Below are 22363 nucleotides of genomic sequence, written 5' to 3'. Positions count from 1 at the left end.
AGGAAGTGCTTATGTTTGTCGCTGTATTTTTATTATTTAAAGCTAGAGTTAGAGGGGATCATACTCACGGCTTTATACGTTAAACTTTTCTTATGTTAACACGTGAATCAAAGAACGATACACTACCACCAATTGGCTCACTCAGGGGAGTTCCGTTCAGATGCTCATCCAATCTAAACAACGGATTTGGATGGATTCCCAGTCCTCTGCGCGCGTCTCCTTTAATTACCTGATTATCTACATTTACGTCATTTGAACCATAGCCCCAATGACCAAAGTGTGTAGAAATCCCTATTACACCTGGACGGATTCCTTGAATCGCTTGAACTTTACCTACGATTGGTCTAGATTTTTCATTATCTAGCAAGTGTGTTCCTTCTGGATTACTTGTAGAAGTTACTCTAACCATATCGCCGTCAGAAATATTTAATGCATCAGCATCCATTTTATTCATAACCACGTAATTTTCAGGTAAAATGCTCAATTGACCCCAGTAGTTTGAAATAGTTCTCGATTGTGTTCCCCATGCCTCCTTATAGGTGACAAGTTGGAATTGTTCTTGATCTTTTACTTCATTACCCATCGAATCTTTGATTGGCTCATAGATTGGATAGCCATAGAAGTATTCGCCCGTCATTGAATGTCTTGCATTGGCTACATCTTCTATATAAAATCTCGTATATTTGAATTTACTCTTTATGAAATCACCGTCGTATGAGTCTTGATAGGATTGAAATCTTCCACCGCGATTCATGATATAGACGAACTTTTTCCACTCTTCTGCTGTTATCGTTTTTTTCCAACGATCCTCATCAAACACATATTTCGGGAAAAAGCTTCGAGTTTTTCGGAATAATTCCATTTCTGTTTCATTCGCATCTGGTACTTCATCCCCAGGACCATTTCCATAGGCGATGTTTGTTATTAACTTGAAGTAATAATCCTCAGGGCGATACAAACCGGATCCTTTTGCAAATGCATCTTTACCAAAACCTGATAGATTCAGTTTTTCTGCCACAGCCATCATTAGCGATTCTAAACACAACGGTACTTCTTCTCCGAAAACAGTTGTTGTATCCGTTAGTGGAGCAATGACTGGCTGTCTTACGTGACTTGATCGTACACGAGTATGATGCGATTGCTGAGGAGTTCCCCAACGCTCTAAATATGTTACATCTGGGAAAATATAGTCCGCATACATACTTGTATCACCAATTACGATATCACAAGAAATTAATAAAGGAACTTTTTTCACATCTAACAATGTCTTTAATTGTGCTTGCCCACCAGGAATTGAATATATAGGTGTATGCGAGCTTATTAATACAGCTTTCATCGGGTATGGGTATTCATCGTTAATGGCTGGCCACGTTTCTTGCGCAACGTTTCCACTAAATGGGTACCAAGGACGCTTCGCTGGGTAGCCACTAAATAGGGTTGATTCTTCGTACTGCCAGCCTTCTTTCGTGATCGGAATCCCAAAGCTCGAAAGTTTATTGGTATGCAACTTACCTATAGGATATTGTTGTCCTTCTTTACTACCATCGTAAGTCCAGCCGCCACCAGGACGTGCCGTACCGCCCTTCCAGTCAAAATTTCCAATGAGAATGTTTAATGCTATTAATGCTTGTGCAGCATGCCAGCCGTTAGTGTGCTTGTAAACACCACGATTAAATTCAACACATGCTTTTTTCCCGTAAGATGTAAACTCACGTGCAAGCTCAACGATATCTTTCTCTTCTGCGCCAGCAATCTCAGCCCATTCTACAACAGACTTTGAATACGCTTGTTCCTTAATTAGTTGCAACGGTGTTTTAACTTGAATGCCTGTTTCTAATAACGCATCTACAAATAATTCTCCTCGAATAATCTGTTCTGAATCATTCGGATTGACTGCTACAGGCTTACCATCCACTAGAACAACTAACTGATCTTTTGTCCCAATTCCAATTTCATCAGCTCTGAGTTGTTTTGTGGCGCGTCCTCCTTCAATTTTTACTAAATAGGTAGCATCGCTAAGGCCTGGCTCTCCCGCAGCCTTTGCCGCTGCCGCAGTTGAATTTTGTAGAAAGTTCTTATCATATCTTTCATTTTCTAGAATCCAACGAATCATACCAAGTCCAAATGCTCCGTCACCACCTGGTTTCATTGGAACCCATTTCCAAGCTTTTGACGCAACTTTTGTCATTCGTGGATCAACAACTGCTAGTTTCAATCGTCCACTTTCTAGACCTTCTGTAATTGGCTCCGATTGTTGAACAGGTCCATAGTTTGCTTCAAATATTATTGAGCCGAATACAATTAAAAATTCCGTATTCGCATGATCAGGACGCGGTGTTTTAACTCCACCAGTCCATTTGCCATTTTCAAATGTGCTTGTTGATTTAGTCCAAGCCTTATTAACTGTTTGACTACAAAGAGTAGTTTTCTCAATCCAGTTGACACTCCCAAATGAATCTTTTACAAATCGAGTTGTGAATTCTTTGCGACCGTTGTGTATTCTACCAACCTGGAATAAGAATTGGTTGTTTTTCGGCCCTTTATCTGGGTGTTCAGGATCGATTAAAACGTGCAGATTGTCACGATGCTTATCTTGAAACTCTTTTACAGTCATTTCTTTTTTTCGTATCTTAGCAATATCCGCTGCCATTTCTTTCGCAACTTTGGCGTCTCTTAGAGTGTAAATATCTTTCAGACCTTCTACTTCTCTATCTTCTCCGATGGCACTAAAGAGTTTGCCACCATTGACAATTTCCTCGATAGCTTGATCGAATGGAATTGTAATCCATTCATTAGAGCCTCTAGGGCCATTTCTTTTTAATACCTTTCTGACACGGTAAGGGTCATAAACATGTTGAATCCCTGCTTGCCCTTTAGCACATAACTTGCCATCTATATGAGTCACGTCTTCAGGTGATAATTCGTATGGTATGTTTTTAGCGAATGTCATGGGACTATACGGGTTTCCGTCAATCTTCATAACTACACCATCATGAATTTTTGTCTTTATACTACAAGCCGTTGTACATTGCAAACAAGATGAGTATAGTATGTTCTCTGAATTTGTATATGGATATTCGTTTTTAGATGTTAACTGGCTAGCATAACTTTTCGTGGCTAGCGGAAAAGTTGTTGCTAGGAATCCAGTTCCACCTAAAAAAGCACTTGTCTTGAAAAAATCGCGTCTAGATAGCGTGCACTCTTTCGGCTGTTTGTTCATAGCTATGTTCAACCTCCTTATTCTCCATAATTGGTAGTAGGTTTAAAGCCCAACTAAATAATAGTACTACAATCGAAATTAGTCCAAAACTTACCACCCATTCCATCATGTTTGGTGTATATTCATATAGCAAGCGACTGTTGACATAAGCTTCATCCAGTCCATACAATTGTGGTTTTAGGTATGCTGGTACGACTAAGTTCCAGCGGACACACAGGATACCAAGAATTGTCGATATCCCTGCTAGGCCGTAGACTTTTGAGCTCTTATTACTCTTGCTCAGCAAAGCAATTGGAATTATCGCTCCTAAGGTAATTTGTCCTAGCCAGAAGATATACCAGCGTTCCCCAAATAGCATATCAAGAAGAATTCCTCTCTCATCTGGGACATAATTGTATAACCCCACTACGTATTCAGCTGCAACCAGTAATAAATCAACGGCAATAAATAATATCAGTAAGCTTTCTAGGCTCTGTAACATACTCTTATCTTGTCGGTTTTTATCTACTAAGAATGCATATAAAATCATCATTAGCGCTGCTCCAGACACGAGTGCCGATACTAAAAATATAATTGGTGTTAATGCCGTATTCCAAACATGTTTCGCCATAACTACTGCGAACAACGATCCTGTTCCAGCGTGAACACCGATTGCCGTTGGAATGCCAACAACTCCTAATATCTTCATCCATTTATGGGATTTAGCACGATCAGCAGCTAGTTTCTGCTGGCTATTTGGAATTTTGTATCCTAATGTTACTGCTTTTAAAAATGTTTGTTTTACTCCTGAAGTAGTAGCAACTAATCTCGCCGCATCTTCACGAAGTAAGTACCATAATTCCGCCACTATGATTGCCATGTATAAGAGGTAGAAATGGATTTCCCACGATAATATAGATCCTAGTTGTCTATACGCTAGTGCATGCCAGAATCTCTCTGGATGTCCTAAATCTATAAAAACGAATAGCAAACCTCCTAATAAAGCGAAGAACGCTGATACTAATGCCAACTTACCAATTTTCTCAAATTGCTTCATTCCAAATACATATACCATTGTCGATAAAAGGAATGACCCTGCTGATAGACCAATAAAAAAGATATAGAATACCACCCACAGTCCCCAACTTACATTACTAGTTAGCGCTGTCATCGTTAAACCTTCTGTTAATCTATAGTAAATTGCCCATAATCCAACTAAAGAAAATAAACCAATCAATAAAAAGTAAAGACGTTTCAATGATTCCACCTCCTACTATGTTAGATAGTACACACTTGGTTTTGTGCCTAGTTTTTCTAATAATCTTGTAGCTCTCGGGCTACCTACTAAACTTGCAACTAAGCCTTTTGAGTTATTCAAATCTCCAAAATATGTTGCTCTTCCGATACAAGTCGTCACGCAGCTAGGTAACATACCATTTTGTAATCGGTGAACACAGAAATGACATTTACGAGCATTTCCTACAGGTGATACTCCCTTCGAACGAGTTCTTGCTTCACCATATTCGTACCCTGGCTCCATCTCATATGGCATAACCTCTGGTGTATTATCTGTGTGATGCTCACCCCAGTCAAAGCTTCTAGCTCCATATGGACATGCTGTAATGCAATAACGACATCCTAAACACTTATCATAATCAATGGATACGATACCGTCTTCTCGTTTATATGTTGCTGCGATTGGACATACTTTCACACAGGCTGGATTTTCACAGTGCATACAAGGACGTGGTGTAAACTTTCTTCTAACATTCGGATACGTCCCAACCTCTTCTTTGATAACCGGTCGATATACCACACCTGGTGGCAATGCGTTTTCAGAGATACAGGAAACTGTACATCCATCACAAGCAACACATTTTTTCTGATCAATCACCATTACCCAATGAACTTGATCAATCGGTTTTTCTAGAGCCTGATGTAATTCTCTTTGCATACGGATGATATTGTCTTCCTGCGATAGCGAATTTGGTACAGGTTTAACACTTGTTGTTGTATTTGCTTCTGCTGCATTGATAAGAGGCTCCACTGTTAGCAATTCATTGGCTACTAAGAGTCCCCCTCCTACAAGTAAACCCTTTTTGATAATGTCTTTTCTAAAATGCTTCGGCTTTTTCTTATCTTCCATTGCAATCACCTCCGTTAAGTTAAAAAATATATATTGGTTCTGAAATAATTGTATACAATTATGAATTAATTTCATATTCGGGGAACCTTTAAATTAATTCGTTAAAAAATAAAAAAAACCCTGATATTTTATCAGGGTTTTCCCTTAGATGATATTTGTTTAAAACCTTTCTATTTTAACACATATTTCCTTATGCGCTGCTTGACCAGTTACTTGATCTACGATAAAGTCATTTAGTTTATTAACTGCGAACCCTTTCCCTTTTGCGTAATCACCGAATCCCCAATGGCCAAAGCCCCAATCTGTGCCTACTACTTTAGGATGCATGCTTGCGCTGAACTTTAAATTTGCTCGCAAACTTCCATATGGTGAAGTTACACGTACTTCATCCCCATCTTCGAAACCCATCGATTTCCCAGTGTCGGGATTTATATAGAGATGGTTGTAATCTTTTAGCTCTGACAAATAAGGATTGTTTTGTGTGCGAGAATGTGTATGTGTTACATGTTTCCATGATAGTAAATAAAACGGATATTTATCATCAGGCTCCCATATCCGCCTATGGTATTCAGGCAATAGAATATGGGGCATCTCTGCATACTTCTCTTTATCTAAAACGAATTGGAATTTCCCTGATTCTGTTTGGATAGGTTCCGTTACATACTGCCGATACGGCGTTTCTTGCTCAGAACGCCAAACAGCTCCTGGCAATTCCTGTAACTCCTCTAACGAGATATTCGCTATACTCCCGCGTAAACGATAATCCAGATACTGTAAATAGCCAATCTCTTCAAATGGTAAATTACCATTGTCATCCCGCAAATGTAGCCGTTTAGCTAATTCGATAAAAATATCTGACTCTGATAGTTGTCCATACAATGGTTGTTTCACAGGCTGTCGCAGTGCTACATACTGCCAGTGAATACCCCTAGTTACAAGACCAAATCGTTCTAAATATGTTGTTCCTGGCAATACAATATCTGCCATTAACGCCGTCTCGCTTAAATAATTATCAATTACGGTAATGAATTTTAGCCGTTTCAAGCCCTCGATTACCTGTAACGTATTCGGTACTGATAACACAGGGTTGCTCATGGTAATGATTGCAGCATCCACTGGATATGGTCCATTTTGCTGTGCTAGCTGTCTAAATGTTTCTACATATACTCCTGACTTATGACCAAAGGGATACTTTTCTAGTTGATCGTAGCGCTTGATATTTGAAGAAGACTTGTTAATCATTGATGGACCCAATTGTAATTCCTTCGTTAACAACATACCGCCTTTTTTGTCTACACTACCTACTAAGACATTTAACAAAAAAACAGCACGTATCGCATTAAAACCGTTCGATTGCTGCCCAGGCCCAATCCATGCATCTGCAATCGCAGGTTGATTCGATGCAAAATCGATAGCTAATTTTCGAATATCATTCGCCGAGACACCGCAAATTTTTTCAGCCCATTCTGGAGTTTTATCTTGAACGTATTTCTGATATTCCGAAAATCCCGTCGTCCAATTGTTTATAAACTCTTCATCATAAATCTTAGCGTTTATAATTACATGGGCCATAGCAAGGGCGAGGGCCCCGTCCGTTCCAGGGGTGATAGGATGCCACACGTCTGCCTTTGCTGCTGTTTCACTATATCGAGGGTCAATTACCACTAACTTTGCGCCGTTTTGCTTCCCGTTCAAAATAATTTGCGGTAAATGTGACCATTTAACAGCGGACAATGGATTCCAGCCAAAAAGTAACATATATTTACTATTCTGATAGTCCCCAAGTGGTTCGTCTACACCTAAAACGGCTTTTGCCGCTCCCTTACGAGTCGCACTACATATATTTGTATGAAAACCAGCATTGGGTGTTCCAAACAGCTTACAAAAATCTTTTTGTATATCAGTAACTAGCGAATTTTCCGAAACGGTAATTAACGCCTCCGGACGTTCATCCTCTAGTAGCTTTCGTAATTCAGTTGTTATCTCAGAAAGGGCTTCGTCCCAACTAATTTCACGCCATTTAGGGTCAACGCCAATTCCTTTCTCTGGATTCGTTCGCATCAACGGCTTCGTTATTCGGTCAGGATCATATAAAGCCATAATCCCGGATAATCCTTTTGGACACATAGCTCCACCATATTGGCTGTTATTTTCATAACTGTCCGCTACATTGCAAACTCCAATTGGGTTATGAACATTCGGTTCTAATCCTGCTACAACTCCATTTCTAACTGTGGCAATAACCCCAGTTCCACCACCGCACATATGACAGCATGTGGCGACCTGTTTCTCCTCAATGATCTGAGGTTCATTGGCATTCACCGTCAAGTTCTTACCAACCAAAAAGGATGCCCCTAAAGATACCGTACCCCTGATAAATTGCTTCCGACTACAATGGGAGAGATTCATTCGTACCATCATCAATCACATCCTCTATCGATTGTTTGTATATGGCTTCATGAACAGCCGGAATCTTGTGCACTCCAAACAAAAATATAATAATTCCTGATAAAATTATGAAATAACTGTACATCCATTCCATGAAGCTTGGCTTGTACTTAAACGATTCAGCAGATCGGTAAATACTTTCTGATAAACCTTCAATCAATGGAACACTTAACGCAGGCGCGATAAAATTCATACGGATAAACCAGATTCCAATTAAACATGTAATCGCACTACACCATAGTATTGTTAGATTTCTTTTTGTGAATAGCCAATACACGCCAAACAGTACTAATGTTAGAATGATACCGATTCCTATCTGACCTAGCCAAAATGATTTGGCATAATCGCCGATTACAAGTAAATTAATTACAGCCTTGCCATCGCTAATGTCAGAATAATAATGTACAAAAAACTGCATCATTACCGTAATGAAGTCTATGATTAAGAGAAACAAAAAGGTTAAACTAACTAACCGCTGTTGTTCTTTGGTTATTGTTAGCTTTCGAAAACACCCCAATAAGAAAATCAAGAAAGCAACTCCTGACAGCACTGCGGAAATCAGAAATACGATTGGAAAAATTGCCGAGTTCCAGAATACGCGTGCCTTAATTACAGCAAACAAAGCACCCGTTCCACCATGAACAGCAATTGCTAACGGAATCCCCAAATACGTGATATATTTTATAACCGTACCTTTATGCTCGTTAATCTTCGCTTTCAATCGATGCTGCAATAGTTTCTCTTCTATATAATGCCAATTTTCTAAAATTAAAAGTAGTACTATTGTTGTGAAATATATTACATAAAGATGTAGTTCCCAAGACAATATAGAACTAATATTACGATTGATAAAAACCGTCCAAAACCTACCTAAATGTCCTATGTCAATAAATATAAATAGCATCCCTGTTACTAACGTTATTAACGAGGAATACAGAGCGACGATGGCAATTTTTCGAAAATTTTGTAACTGAAATATAATATAAATTCCATAAATTAAAAATAAGCCAACACTAATGCCAAGAAAATAAACGTAAAATGTAACCCAAAGGCCCCAACCAACTACATTATTTAGGTTTGTGAACGAAAGTCCTTCATTAATACGTATATACATAAAGAAAAATGCCATTATGGCTATCGAAGAGAATAAAAACCACCATACTTTGTTAGAGTGATTCATTATATCTCTCTCCTTTCACCTAGATAACGAGTTCTGGGTTCCGTGCCTAAATTATTTTTCAATCCCCAACTCTTTGTTACTACTCGAGATATTATACTGTCTTTATCATTTAAATCGCCAAATATGCGCGCCTTTCCTAAGCACACCGTCACACAAGCAGGCTTTTTCCCCTGTTGAAGTCTATGTGAACAATAATGGCACTTTCGTACATTGTTCTGTGGAGCTTCTCCTTTTTCTCGTATATAAGTATTTTCATACTCATAATATACAGATGACTCAAACTGCGTAGGCTCCTTGTAATAATTGACACCAAAATCAAAGCTCCTTGCACCATACGGACAAGCCGTCATGCAATATCTACAACCTATGCATGTAGCATAATCAATATCAACAATCCCGTTATTTCGCTTACGAGTGGCACCTACAGGGCATACTTTAACACATGGCGGTTTATCGCATTGCATACAAATTCTCGGCAAAAACATTTTTCTAACGTGCGGAAAAGTACCTTCTTCTTTTTCTATGACAACATTATAATGAATTTCTGGAGGGGTATTGTTTTCCTGCTTACATGCGATTGTACATGCATTGCAACCAATACAACGGTCTAAATCAATTACCATACCATACTTGCTCATACTCGTATCGACTTTTGCTATTACTGGGTCTCTATCATTACCGCGTCTAATTAATTCTCCCATAACTAAGCCTAACGCGCCCAACATAGAGGTTATTACAAGTTTTTTGCGTGTCACTTTAGTGGTGTTTTTTGCTATTTTCGGGTAATTTTTTTGCTCTTCTTTCATGCTACCACCCTCTAATTGTCTAATAGTTCATTATCAATACTGTAACGAATCAAATCTGCCAGTCGCCTTACTTGTAATTTTTCCTTGATGTTGTATTTATGAGCTTCTACCGTTTTTACGCTAATCACCAGCTTATCCGCTACTTCCTTATCAGTTGCGCCATTAACAACTAATTGCAATACTTCTTTTTCTCTTTTCGTAAGTTCATTCTTCTCTTTTATTTCGCGTTTCGGAGTTTTCGTTTTATTTACCATCGCGTGAACAAACGTTTGAGCAAGACTATTATCGACATAAGAGCCTTCTCTCATAATTTTTTTGATGGCAAAAATCAGTTCTTCTTCAGGAGCTTTTTTCAATACATAGCCATTTGCCCCTAACTCAATTGCCTTCACTAAAAAATCTTGATCACTATACATAGTTAGCATCATAATTTTTATAGTAGAATCGTGTCCGCGTATTGCTTTAAGAGTTTCATACCCGTTCTTTTCAGGCATATTGATGTCTAGCAATACGATATCTGGATGTGTTTCTTTTAATAGCTGTATTACTTCTTCTCCGTTCTCCGCTTCTCCTACAACTTTAAAATTCTCTACTTGGTCTAATAGAATTTTCAAACCTGAACGTACTAAATTATGGTCATCCGCTAGCAGTATGCGTATCATTAATTATCACCTCAGTTAAGGGTATTCGAACATATACCGTTGTACCTTCTCCAATAACAGATTCAACAAGGAAAGTTCCACCTAATAGTGCCGCTCGTTCCTTCATGCTAAAAAGCCCCATGTTTTTACTAGAGCTCATTTTTGAAAATTCTTTCTCTGCCTCAAATCCGACTCCGTTATCTTCAATAATGAGTAAAAGATGCGTTTTTATAACTTGCAATGAAATGAATAATTCTGTAGCTTTCGCATATTTCGCTGTGTTTGTCATCGCTTCTTGCATAATTCGAAATACGGATGCTTTAGCTTGATTAACCAGTTCTATTTCCACTATTCCTTTTAATTCTAGGGAAACTTGAACCTTATATCGCTGCTGATAATCGTTCACATACCTTTCAAGAATCTTGCCGATGTTCTCACCTTCTAAATATCTAGGTCCAATATCGACAATCAAATCGTGGATATTCGATAGCGATTGCGAGACTTGAGTGTGAAGTTTTGCCACTTGTTCTTTTATTATTGGGTCTTCTACTGACTGTTCCAAAGATTTCAGATTTAATTTTACACCTGTCAGAGATTGACCTGTCTCATCATGGAGTTCCATAGCAATAATTTTGCGCTCGTCTTCTTGTAAATTTATTATTTTTTCGAGCAGTAACCTTCTTTTTTTCTCTAAATTATCTGTTTCTTTTTTATATTTCTCTAAGTCATCAATCATTTGGTTAAATGAGGAAATAAGTACCCCCATCTCATCGTTTTTATCGTGGTGAGGAACACGATACTGGAAATTACCCTTTGATAGGTTTTGTGTAACTTTAACTAATTCGGTAATCGGTTTCGTTAATATCCGGTGTAGAGAGGTAACAACAATAGCTGAGATAAAGAAAAATATCATTAAACTAACTAATATGTTTGATAAAATAGTCTTGACGATTCCAAGTTGCTTTGTTTCAGAAATCCCAACCCGTACTGTGCCAACATAGTATTCTGTAATTGGTGTCGCAAATTCCCAAACATTCCCACGATCTGTTTTTATAACTTGAAGACTTTCATTATCTACTTCTAACAATTTACTAGATGGATTGACAGGCAAACTATGCGCAAATAAATCTAGATTCCAATCAAATACTAGAATATACTCTATATTTGAATTGGCCGCTTTTTGCTCTAGTAATAGTCGTTTTAGGCCGTGTACATTCTCTGTTAATACATAATTCACACTTATATCTGCGATGTTCTTAGCAATCGCGTGCCCTTGCTCCTCTAATTGATTCTGCAAATGAACCTTTAGCAGGGATTCTGTATAATAGCTTATCCATAGAGATAATAGCACGGCAAGAATCAAGTAGATTCCAAAAAGTTTACCACTTAAATTCAATGACTCATTTAGAAATTTTTTTATTGGAACTAGCTTATTATTCATTATTAATCAACCTATCATTGATTTTTTCTTCTTTAAAAGAAGCTATATGAAGACGGGTACCTATTGTTTTTTGTTTCTCATTATCAGGAAAATGACGAAAGTAACGTTTCACTTTATCTTTTATATCATCATTCAAATCATTTCGCATTAGCAATACCGGTTCCTTAATTGCTGAATCTAGTTCTAGCAAAATACGAAAGTTCAAGTCAGTTGATTTCGTTTGTGATTCTTGATGATGATTTGAGAGAATCGCATAATTTAGAGAGTCAATAACTACGCCGTTAACAATTCCCGAATGTAATACGGATACAGATTCGTCTACATAAAACGTGTAAAAATAATTTTTAAAAAAAGCCTCCTTGCTTTGCCCTAAGCCTTCTAAATATTGATCAAAAGCCATGCTATTATAAGAATTCGGCTCTGTATAACTAAATAACTGATTCTGCAAGTCACTAATATTATTAATATTGCTGTTTTGATTCACCACAACGATAGATTTCATTTGCGATTGTAATTCTGAAGTAAAATAAATTGTATAATTTTCTTGGTAATCTTCTAAAATACTTTCATTTAAATAAATGTACGCAACATCCAACTTACGGTCTTGTAGTAATGAATGGATCTCTGAATAACTCTTTCTCAAAGTAATGCTTGTACTTAAATTCGTGACTTTTTGAAAATCTTTAATCAACTCATCATATAATAAATAATTCTGCAATGGTGATAGTTCATTATAAATCCCAAAATGGATATCAGAATCTGTTTTACTATATTCGTTCTCTTCTGAAGTTAATGGAACAACATTTTCATCTGTATTATAATCGCAACCTGTAAAAATGATTACTGATATAAGTGATATTATAGCGATTCTTACAATAGAATTAGTTAACATAATCATCACCTTCTTAACAATTAGTATAACACATTTTAAAAAAGTCTGTACCTTATCTATTGTAAATACATACATTTAGAAGGCTGCCATAAGAAAGTAGAATAAATAAAAATACATCCTTTTTATCTATTTATAAGGATGTATTTATACGCTTTTCTTCTATTTGTTTGTTATGGATAATACTTACAATATTTCTTATTGCACATTTTATTCATTTCAAAAAACTGACATCTAAACGTGGCTTCTTCTAGTTTGGGGAAAGTAACACCTAATGTTGCTGGTAAATAATTAGCCGCTAACGTCAAAGCAGTAAATGTGCTTCTTTTACAGCATCGAGCTCCACTGTTATTGGCAATCGCCAGCATCCCCATTCCTGTTAATGTATGCGATATAGTGCGACCTACGCTTGATCCTTCATCAACAGTATTTCCCAATATGACACTCACTGTAATACCGAGCGATATAATAGCTGCATCAGATCCAAATCCCGCGCAAAATCCCGCTGGTAAAGAATCGGATCGTTTGATTACGGCATCTAACTTATGTTCATCCACTTTTTCGTTCAATGCATTTGCATACGCTGTTAATAAGCTGGCAGCAATCAGAGGATGATGCGCCTGCCCCGCAACAGGGAAACCCTCTATTCCCATTATTTCATTCGCTAGTATCACTGGATTCTTTTCTTTGCTTTGCAAACAATACTCTCGAATTGTTTGTGCATAACCCTTTTCTAAAGCATTCATGTTTGTTCCTCCCCTTATAACTGGCTTGTTTTCAACTCTTACGCTAATTTGCAATAGTACTGCTCGAGTTAGTCGTTACGATTTCTAATTCTTTTTTATTAGCTCGATGAAATTTAACAAAAATCATAAAGTAGACAATCATTGCCAAAATAATACTTACAAGGTTAATGCTTGAAAGTACAACTCCTGCAAAATAAAAACCTTGTACATAAACCCCCAGAACCTGGGAGCCAACCAAAGCTCAAACGATTCCCCATTGAGTAGGGGAATAATCCGCCTTTATAAAATCTTTTCTTAAATAATCAAAAAGTATATAGATAACATACAGTACCCAACTAATAGCCAATATATAGGATGCGTTGATTAACACTAACGCTGCTCCGGAAGCGTTAAACCCATAGGTTCCTTCCATGAACAATAGTAGCCTGTAGAAACTAATTCCAAATAGACACGTGATAGGGACAACGAGAAAATATGCTGGCATAATAGGTTTGTTTGGCAATTTGGGGACCTTTACATGTAGATAGAATAGATATCCCAGTTTTGCAACTAACAAAGCTAGACCAACAACCATTAAGATCACCGACCCAATGGCAGCTATTGTTGCAATATTAGAATTATCAGCCATCGATGCTATGCCCGTTCCAGTCAAACTTACCAGTCCAAATGCAAAGACATCCAGTAACCAGACAAAGTTTAACTGCTTCAAATTTGTTGATTTTGCCATTAACACTTTAGCAACTTTATACTCCAAAATTAATAGCGGAAACCATAGAAAAACAAACAAAATTAAGCTTGGTAGCATCCATGGTTGTACTGAAAAATTTGGAACAAAAAATCCTGAAGGACCCCATAAAACATTAGTAGACATAGACAGCGAAGCAAAAGGAATAAATATCGTAATATTTGTCTTTGGGTCTTGTAAAAAACTCTGAAGCTGATTTTTTCTTATGAGCCACTTTATAAATCCAAACACAAGAAAAACAGTTCCAACAAAATGCATCGCAGAGAAAATTCCCATCACAACAAATAAAAATAGGTATAAGCTCGTTTGTGCTAAACTGTATTCCCCCCACTCGATGTTGATTATATTAACGAGTCCGCCTTCATGGGGCAATACCATTTGCAGATAGTTAAAAGCCATGAGGGATATCCCTCCTGCTGCTAAAGCAGATTGAAACTTGATTGGTGTAAATGTAAATTTCACTCTATCTTTTCCTCCTAACGAATACTTTGTTATTCCCTATTACATCTACATATTTTTCTATACATTTGTCCTTAATGAGTGCTAATCTGCATAGCGACGCGACCACACTATGACTGCAATAAGAACCAAAGACAAAATCCCACCAGCAATTGATAGTATTGTGTAACTTGAACCGGCAACTATCATACCAGATATAGCACCACCCGTTGCTCCTGACAAAGCAATAAGCACATCCACTTCACCTTGAGTTTTGGCACGTTTGGAAGGAACTGTTGAGTCAACGATTAATGCTGTACCACTAATTAGCCCAATATTCCACCCTATACCAAGTAATGAAAGAGCTATGATTAAGGTAATCAATGTATCACCTGGTGTAATAGCTGCTAATAGACCTGCAAAAAGCAAAGTAATTCCTGAAGCTATTGCCATAATCATTCGGCCAAGCTTATCAACGAGGATACCTGTAATTAGTGAAGGCAAATACATCGACCCTATATGTATTCCAATAACTAGTCCTATCTCATTTAATCCATGTCCATGGAGCTCCATATGCACAGGTGTCATTGTCATTATGGCAATCATAATCATTTGAGTAACTACCATAATTGTTGCTCCTACAACAATACCGTTTTTATTATTTACTTGTGGAGTCTCTTCTGAAGGTTGCTCATTCTGAAGATTATTATCTTTCAGTGTTTTTCTGATTAAATATGGATCCGGACGAAGCATAAGGAAAATTACCAGACCCGCTAGAAAAAAGGCAGCTCCTGATAATATAAAAGCACCTGCAAGTTCAGGAATACCAATTGATTTCGCAAATTCCCCCATTACCCCGACTAAGCTAGGACCTGCAAATGCTCCTAAGGTAGCTGATACCATCGCTATACTGATTGCCGTACCTATTTGTTTCTTTTCTGCTAAATCCGTACCTGCATAACGAGCTTGTAGGTTTGTCGCAGTGCCCGCACCATATATTAGCAGGGAAAGAAATAAAAGTATAATACTATTATTTATAGTCGCAAGCACAACACCCAGCGCCCCTAAGCCGCCTGCTATAAAACCAACTGTCAGACCTATTGTTCTGCCGTACCTATGTGAGAGCTTTCCCACTATATACGCAGCGCCTGCTGAACCTAGAGTAAACAAAGCAACAGGTAACCCAGCAAACGCAGTAGTTCCCATCATTTGTTGGGCAAGAAGAGCCCCTACAGTAATACCAGCTGCCAACCCCGCCCCTCCAAATACTTGAGAAATACTAACAGCGATTAATGTACGTTTGTATAATTTTTTTCGTTTTTCTGGAGAATCTATGTAGTTTTTCGCCATATCATAGGCAATATTAGTCATGTTACACCTGCTTTTCAACTTCTCCAATTTAATAACCAACTGCTTAGCCATTTAACTAAATCAAAACAAATAACTTTTAAATTTTGATTCCTTCTCTTTTGCAACCATTAGTAAAGCGAGTTAACTGATATCACTAGTCTAATTGTAAGATTGATTAAACCATAAGTAAAATGCATTATTTTTATCACAACAATGCACATAACGCATACTAAACCTGCCAATACTTAGAATAATTCCTTTAGAAGTTTTTAGGATAAGGTCGACAATGAAAAATACAGCATACAAATTTTAAGACGTAGTCAAATAACTACAACTTCATTTTTGTCGCTGTATTTTTCTGTTTTTTACTTTAATTTAATCTGTACCTTATACTCTCTCATCCAAGTATCTAATTGCCCGAGGTATGCTAAGAATTGTGGCAAATTCATCAATTGACCAAACCAAGGCATATTGGATTCAGGGGTAACATTATCTAATAGACTTTCTACTTTTTTCTTATTAATAAACGGTAAGATTGGCGAACTTGGATTGTGTATGATATCACTGACCCAGTCTTTCATTGCTATCAGATACGCTGGGTCATGGGTTTTGGGGTATGGACTCTTTTTCCGATATAGCACATCGTCTGGGAGAACTCCCTCAAGTGCTTTTCGCAGTAATCCTTTTTCAATTTTATTATGATATTTCATTTCCCAAGGCACATTCCATAAATATTCTACTAAACGGTGGTCACAGAATGGCACACGAATCTCTAGTCCTTCTGCCATACTCATGCGATCCTTGCGGTCGAGAAGTGTTGGCATCCAGCGAGTTAAGTTAATGTAGAACATTTCGCGCATTCGTTCATTATTCCCTGTTTCACCTTGTAATCGCGGCACTTCATCCATGGCTTCTTGATAACGATTTGCCATGTATTCATGCGGTTTGATGGTGTTTGTAATATCATCATTATATAAAGCCATACGGTCCGTTAGGTTTCTTACCCACGGGAACATATTCGGCTGTTGTTGATCTAAGTTTCTAAACCATGGATACCCGCCGAACACTTCATCTGCACACTCCCCAGAGAGCGCTACCGTTGCATGCTTTTTAATTTCATGACTGAACAACATGAGTGAGCCATCGATATCAGCCATACCTGGAAGGTCCCGGGCAATGGCCGCTTTCTGTAGGGACTCAATGAGGTTCTCATTCTTCAATTTGATGGTATGAGATACACTCCCCAAAAACTCTGTTACGCGCTTAATGTAGTATTCATCGGTGTTTGGTTGAAATTCATTGGGCTTGAAGTTCTTATCATTATCTACATAATCGACGGAGAATGTATGCAATGGACCCATGCCTTTTGCTACACTTGCATGGTGCGCGTAGGCAGTAATTGCACTTGAGTCAAGCCCTCCCGACAATAATGTACATAACGGCACATCTGAAACTAGCTGACGTTGCACGGCATCCTCGAAAATGTTTTTTACCTTTGTTACCGTTCCAGCAAAATCCTCTTCATGTGGTCTGCTTTTTAGAGACCAATATTGTGTCTGTTTTACTCCTTCTCTATTCAACTGCATAAAGTGACCGGGCTTTAGTTCAAACACGTTTTTGAAAATACCAACCCCTGGTGTGCGTGCAGGCCCCATTGTCAAAATCTCTGATAAGCCCACTTGGTCTATAATTGGTTCTACCGCTGGGTGCGATAAGATGGACTTCAGTTCGGAGGCAAACACGAAGGAATTTCCAGCCTGTGTATAGAACAGTGGTTTTACCCCTAATCGGTCACGAGCCAAGAACAGCGATTGATCACGCTCCCGCCAAACGGAAAAAGCAAAAATCCCATTTAAATAGTCAACGCACTTCGGTCCCCACTCAATATATGAAGTCAGTAATACCTCCGTATCAGAATGCGAGCGGAATTTGTGGCCTTTATTTTGCAGAACATTTCTTAAGTCGTCCGCATTGTAAAGCTCACCATTGTATACGAGGACAAACTCTTCACCCTCATAATCTTTGGTCATAGGCTGCAACCCCCCAGCAGGGTCGACAACCACCAGTCTTCGATGGGCGAATACCGCATTTGGCGATACCCAAGTGCCTTTTGCATCTGGCCCACGGGGAATTAACGTCTGCCCCATGACTTCTACTACATCTATATATTCTGTAAGATCAACTTCCCAGTTGACCCAACCTGCGATACCACACATAAGAAAAACCTCCAAGCACTAATTACTCCTTTTGTATTTGTGGAGCTTATCATATGCTATGCCAAAGTTGGGCTCTTATTGCTTGTATTAGTGAACATTTTCATAAGAATCGTAGAGAAAGGTGTATTATTCCATCCGATTCATAAACGGAAACATATTTTGCGGGCAGTTTGTGCAAATCTGAACCCCCGGACTCATTTGCATCAGCGAAGCTATATCTTCTGGGTCATCTACCGTCCATGCTACTACCTGATAATTTCTCGATAACAGAGCATCGACCATTTCTTTCGTAATGAATGGATATTCCATCGATAATACATTAGCCCTTGAACGAATGAGCTGCGCCGGTAACAAAAGTGGCCTGCCTGCTACAATAATCCCTGTGGTAACTCGATTTCTCTGGCTTAAATTGATATACCGAATCAATTCATGATTGAAGGATGTAATCATGACCTCGTCACTCATTCGATATCGATCAATTAAAGAAATGATTGGCTGCTCAATTTGCCGATAGTCAGGTGCAAGTGATTTGATTTCAATATTTAGATGGCATCTGCCCCGTACTAAAAGTAGCACTTCCTCTAATGTCGGAATCCGCTGCCCTCTGAACTCTTCCGAAAACCAACTGCCTGCGTCTAGATATCGTATTTCGTCATATGTGTATTGTTTAACAAAGCCTTTACCATTGGTTGTTCGATTCAATGTATAATCATGAATCACTACAGGGATGTTGTCTTTAGTTAAATGAACGTCTATCTCTACTGCCTGAATCCGCGTGTCGTTCACAGCCAACTCGATGGCGGCCATCGTATTCTCCGGTGCTATGCTCGACCAACCGCGATGTGCCATACATATATTCAATGTGATCGCCTCCTTCATTTTTATTAATTATATATATTTTCTAGAATACCTTTTCAGCATTCTTTGAGAAATTAAAAAGCCTATACAATCACGTTGTATAGGTATACTTGTATCTAGAATGAATTATGTGAACTTTTGAAAGACAGCCATCATATCGTATTTTTAGGCAGCATAATGACGAATTTAGTTCCTTTGCCAATCTTACTATCTACATCGACAGTTCCTTTCATAGCCTTTATAATATTAAAAACAACCATCAACCCTAGCCCCGTTCCTTTTTCTTTAGTTGAATTATAAGGAATCCCTAAGCGTTCGATTTGTTCTTTGCTCATCCCGCATCCCGTATCTTCAATCATCACCTTTGCAAAATTATTTATTTCCTCTAATTTAATTGCTACATGTCCACCGCTCTTTATAGACTCTATTCCATTTTTTATAATATTTAATAGAGCTTGATGTAGCTTCTGCTTTTCTCCTTTAATGTGAATATTTCCGGTTTGACTAAATTTTATCTGGACATCATGTAACATTGCAAATGGTGAAACAACAGACAAAATATATTTTATCTGTTCATTTAACTCTAGTATTTCTATATTATCTTTTGATGGTTTTGCAAAAGCTAAGTAATCATTAATAATCGCTACAGCTCGATCTAACTCTGCCAGTGATAAATCTATGTATGTGGTACGTTTTTCGTCTGATAATTTCGTGTTTTGTAGTAACTGCAAGAAACCCCTCGTTACTGTCAGTGGGTTTTTTATTTCATGCGATATACTAGCGGCTATATCGCTGACCGAACTTAACTTTTCCAATTTCATGTGCTCGTTCGCTAGCTCTATATCCATTTTCGTCTTTTCTAAATAATAAATAGATGTAGATATCGCTAAAATTTCTATTGCCACAAAAAGTATTAAGAACGTCATAAAGGATACGTCAAAATAATTTTGAGAAAAAGAAAAGCTGATAATAACTAACAACAGGCAACAAAAAAACACTATTCTAGCAATTCTAAACGCCTTTAACTTTGTCTTTTCACCTTGTTCATGAATATAAGTTAGATAGAATAAAACAAACACTAACGTTAACACACTAGTAATAATAGCTAAATAAAATCCTTCCCCACCTAATAAATATCGATACGCGATAATAAGAATGAATAATATAAATGCGGTTTGCCTACCGCCATATAGAGAACCAATAACAAAAGGGACATAACGTAAATCTAATCGATACCCATATAGTATATCTACCGAAAATGACATACATAATAAGATAACCATGGTAGAAATACTCGCAACAATAAAGTCATACCAACTATTATGCTTCCCTTTTATAGTAAGCGACTGAATTATAAAAAGATACACAGAAACACTTAAAACGTTTATGAGAATGGCAATAAAGTTTTCCATCTGCAAGTTCATATTTCATCTCCCTAAAGGTGTACTTTTAGCAGCTATGATCTTACTTTTTTCCATATCTCTATATTTTTATATCGTTACATCAACCTAGTAATATTGTATTATGATTTCATATATTTGCCAATAGGGCATTTGTCAACCAAGGGAACTATTATGAAATTTCTTCAATTTTTAATTAATACTGGGTACTTTAACGATATAATAAGGCTATGAAATTCTATGTTCTTTTTCTTTGTGATATCTCTTGAATTTAAAAACACTAACAACATAGTAAGTCCAAGTGACGTACCAATTAAAGTTAAATATACTCCTACTCCCCCTATATAAAAACGATATGCGAGAATTGTAAAGAACAATACTATAGCAGTCCTCCAACCACCATATAATACACCAATGGTAAATGGTATATATCGAAAATCGAAAATCATCCCTTTATCTATTTCAATAGGAACTGACATGCATGCTAGTATTGTAATTACTGATATACTACCGAGAAAAGTTTGATGCGTTAATATTTGAATCTTCCCTTGTATTTGATATTGATATAACGCTATATATGACAAGATAAAAAAAATATTTGCCATAGTAGAAACAATATTCTCAATGTTGTGCCATTATTGTTCCTCCCCAAAACAACCCTTTACTTTATCCTTTGGTACAAAAGTATCAGGTCTTTAGACTCATTATAATCCCTTTCCATAATGTTGCAATAGCAATGCAATCAATTTGCTAGCAGTTGGCCATATAAAATTTATTTATGGGTACAAAAAAACCAGTGCTAAATATACACTGGCATTGGGTCTGCTTTTAATTGGTTTTCTATCATTTCCGATTGATTTTCATTAAATTGATAGAGTCGATGAACTAGTACTAAGACTGACTCACCCTCTTGCAAGGAAGGCTGCTCTAATGTCCGATACGCATAAAGTGAAATTGCACCGACTTCTACTTCTATTAACCAACTGCTACCACGGAATATAATATCTTTCACAACTCCCGTTTCTGCAGCAGATGGGTAGGCGATCTCATTACGTGTTCCCACTTCTACATATTCTGGTCGAATAATCGCTTTTGCATTCGCTAATGTTGTAGAGAACCCTTTCAATATACTGAAATCGTCAACTATATTGGACTCTCCAATGAATCCTGCAACAAATGGACTCTTTGGTTTCTTATATATATCTACTGGTGTACCCATTTGCTCTAAACGGCCTTGATTGATAATAATAATCTCATCTGCTACTTCAACTGCTTCTTCTTGATCGTGAGTGACGAAGATACTTGTAATTCCAAGCCTACGAATCATATCCTTCAGCCAAGTGCGTAACTCCTTACGTACCTTGGCATCGATGGCAGCAAACGGTTCATCTAATAATAATAGTTGTGGTTCAGGCGCTAGTGCCCTAGCAAAAGCTACCCTCTGCCTTTGCCCACCAGATAGTTGGTTAGGATATCTGGACTCAAGTCCCGTTAGCCCAGTCAATTCTATCAATTCCATCACTCGATTTTTAATCTCCTGTTTAGGTCTCTTCTGTACTTGTAAACCAAATGCTATATTATCGAATACCGTCATGTGACGAAACAGTGCATAATTTTGGAAAACAAAACCAATGCCGCGCTCCTGTGGTGGTTGGTCGTTAACGACTCTACCATGAAGCAATACATCTCCTGAATCTGGTTGCTCAAGTCCAGCAATCATACGTAAAATAGTAGTTTTTCCACCACCGCTTGGACCAAGCAATCCAATAAGCTTTCCTTGCTCTATACCAAAGCTGACATCTTTTGATGCTTCAAATGAGCCAAAGCTTTTTCGTAAGTTTTTAACTACCACATGCATCG

Annotated in this window: 17 protein-coding genes; all 17 read right to left on the bottom strand. The window is 37.7% G+C overall.

Translation table 11 applies throughout. From position 1 onward, the window contains the following. Positions 1–79 precede the first annotated feature (79 nt). The gene (locus BHU72_RS11340) at positions 80–3220 is read right to left on the bottom strand and encodes a molybdopterin-dependent oxidoreductase (protein ID WP_069702733.1); all 3141 of its coding nucleotides are present in this window, start codon (positions 3218–3220) and stop codon (positions 80–82) included. Continuing rightward, positions 3186–4457: an NrfD/PsrC family molybdoenzyme membrane anchor subunit gene (nrfD, locus tag BHU72_RS11335; RefSeq protein ID WP_083248420.1), complete on the bottom strand. Its 1272-nt coding sequence runs from the start codon at positions 4455–4457 to the stop codon at positions 3186–3188. The genes BHU72_RS11340 and nrfD (BHU72_RS11335) overlap by 35 nt, the downstream gene beginning before the upstream one ends. A 15-nt stretch (positions 4458–4472) precedes the next feature. Further along, on the bottom strand, positions 4473–5345 hold the full coding sequence (locus tag BHU72_RS11330; protein WP_069702731.1) for a 4Fe-4S dicluster domain-containing protein: 873 nt from the start codon (positions 5343–5345) through the stop codon (positions 4473–4475). 159 nt (positions 5346–5504) lie between these two features. Continuing rightward, complete coding sequence (locus BHU72_RS11325; protein ID WP_083248419.1) at positions 5505–7766, bottom strand: molybdopterin-containing oxidoreductase family protein; 2262 nt, start codon at positions 7764–7766, stop codon at positions 5505–5507. Beyond that, on the bottom strand, positions 7735–8973 hold the full coding sequence (gene nrfD / locus BHU72_RS11320) for an NrfD/PsrC family molybdoenzyme membrane anchor subunit (protein WP_069702729.1): 1239 nt from the start codon (positions 8971–8973) through the stop codon (positions 7735–7737). The genes BHU72_RS11325 and nrfD (BHU72_RS11320) overlap by 32 nt, the downstream gene beginning before the upstream one ends. Continuing rightward, complete coding sequence (locus BHU72_RS11315) at positions 8973–9779, bottom strand: 4Fe-4S dicluster domain-containing protein (RefSeq protein WP_245671894.1); 807 nt, start codon at positions 9777–9779, stop codon at positions 8973–8975. Before BHU72_RS11315 ends, nrfD (BHU72_RS11320) begins: the two co-directional genes overlap by 1 nt. Before the next feature lie 11 nt (positions 9780–9790). Continuing rightward, a complete protein-coding gene (locus BHU72_RS11310) occupies positions 9791–10441 on the bottom strand; it encodes a response regulator (RefSeq protein WP_069702728.1) in 651 nt (216 codons plus the stop codon). Continuing rightward, positions 10416–11861 carry a HAMP domain-containing sensor histidine kinase gene (locus BHU72_RS11305; protein ID WP_069702727.1) on the bottom strand — a complete coding sequence of 482 codons (1446 nt, stop codon included), beginning with the start codon at positions 11859–11861 and terminating at the stop codon, positions 10416–10418. The genes BHU72_RS11310 and BHU72_RS11305 overlap by 26 nt, the downstream gene beginning before the upstream one ends. Next, positions 11854–12753, bottom strand: coding sequence for a PhnD/SsuA/transferrin family substrate-binding protein (locus tag BHU72_RS11300; protein ID WP_069702726.1), 900 nt, complete (start codon positions 12751–12753; stop codon positions 11854–11856). The genes BHU72_RS11305 and BHU72_RS11300 overlap by 8 nt, the downstream gene beginning before the upstream one ends. A 170-nt stretch (positions 12754–12923) precedes the next feature. Next, positions 12924–13496, bottom strand: coding sequence for a DUF5714 domain-containing protein (locus BHU72_RS11295; RefSeq protein WP_069702725.1), 573 nt, complete (start codon positions 13494–13496; stop codon positions 12924–12926). Positions 13497–13539: 43 nt separating this feature from the next. Continuing rightward, entirely contained in the window at positions 13540–14703 is a 1164-nt protein-coding gene (tsoY, locus tag BHU72_RS11285) for a selenoprotein TsoY (RefSeq protein ID WP_376797738.1), read from the bottom strand. An 81-nt stretch (positions 14704–14784) separates the two neighbouring features. Then, entirely contained in the window at positions 14785–16050 is a 1266-nt protein-coding gene (locus tag BHU72_RS11280; RefSeq protein ID WP_069702723.1) for an MFS transporter, read from the bottom strand. A gap of 344 nt (positions 16051–16394) precedes the next feature. After that, positions 16395–18245, bottom strand: coding sequence for an asparagine synthase (glutamine-hydrolyzing) (gene asnB, locus BHU72_RS11275; protein ID WP_069702722.1), 1851 nt, complete (start codon positions 18243–18245; stop codon positions 16395–16397). A 126-nt stretch (positions 18246–18371) separates the two neighbouring features. Beyond that, positions 18372–19106: a glycerophosphodiester phosphodiesterase gene (locus BHU72_RS11270; RefSeq protein ID WP_069702721.1), complete on the bottom strand. Its 735-nt coding sequence runs from the start codon at positions 19104–19106 to the stop codon at positions 18372–18374. A gap of 149 nt (positions 19107–19255) precedes the next feature. After that, the gene (locus tag BHU72_RS11265) at positions 19256–20527 is read right to left on the bottom strand and encodes an ATP-binding protein (RefSeq protein WP_069702720.1); all 1272 of its coding nucleotides are present in this window, start codon (positions 20525–20527) and stop codon (positions 19256–19258) included. Positions 20528–20688: 161 nt separating this feature from the next. Then, the gene (locus BHU72_RS11260; RefSeq protein ID WP_176720470.1) at positions 20689–21087 is read right to left on the bottom strand and encodes a LytS/YhcK type 5TM receptor domain-containing protein; all 399 of its coding nucleotides are present in this window, start codon (positions 21085–21087) and stop codon (positions 20689–20691) included. 215 nt (positions 21088–21302) lie between these two features. After that, positions 21303–22361 (bottom strand): sulfate/molybdate ABC transporter ATP-binding protein, encoded by a 1059-nt coding sequence (locus BHU72_RS11255; RefSeq protein ID WP_069702718.1) that lies wholly within the window; start codon positions 22359–22361, stop codon positions 21303–21305. Between the last annotated feature and the right edge of the window lie 2 nt (positions 22362–22363).

Origin of the sequence: Desulfuribacillus stibiiarsenatis (assembly GCF_001742305.1) — a bacterium.
In the GTDB taxonomy this organism is placed as follows: Bacteria; Bacillota; Bacilli; order Desulfuribacillales; family Desulfuribacillaceae; genus Desulfuribacillus_A; species Desulfuribacillus_A stibiiarsenatis.
The sequence above is the reverse complement of the archived record's forward strand: the minus strand, read 5'-3'. Positions and strand labels throughout refer to the sequence as shown.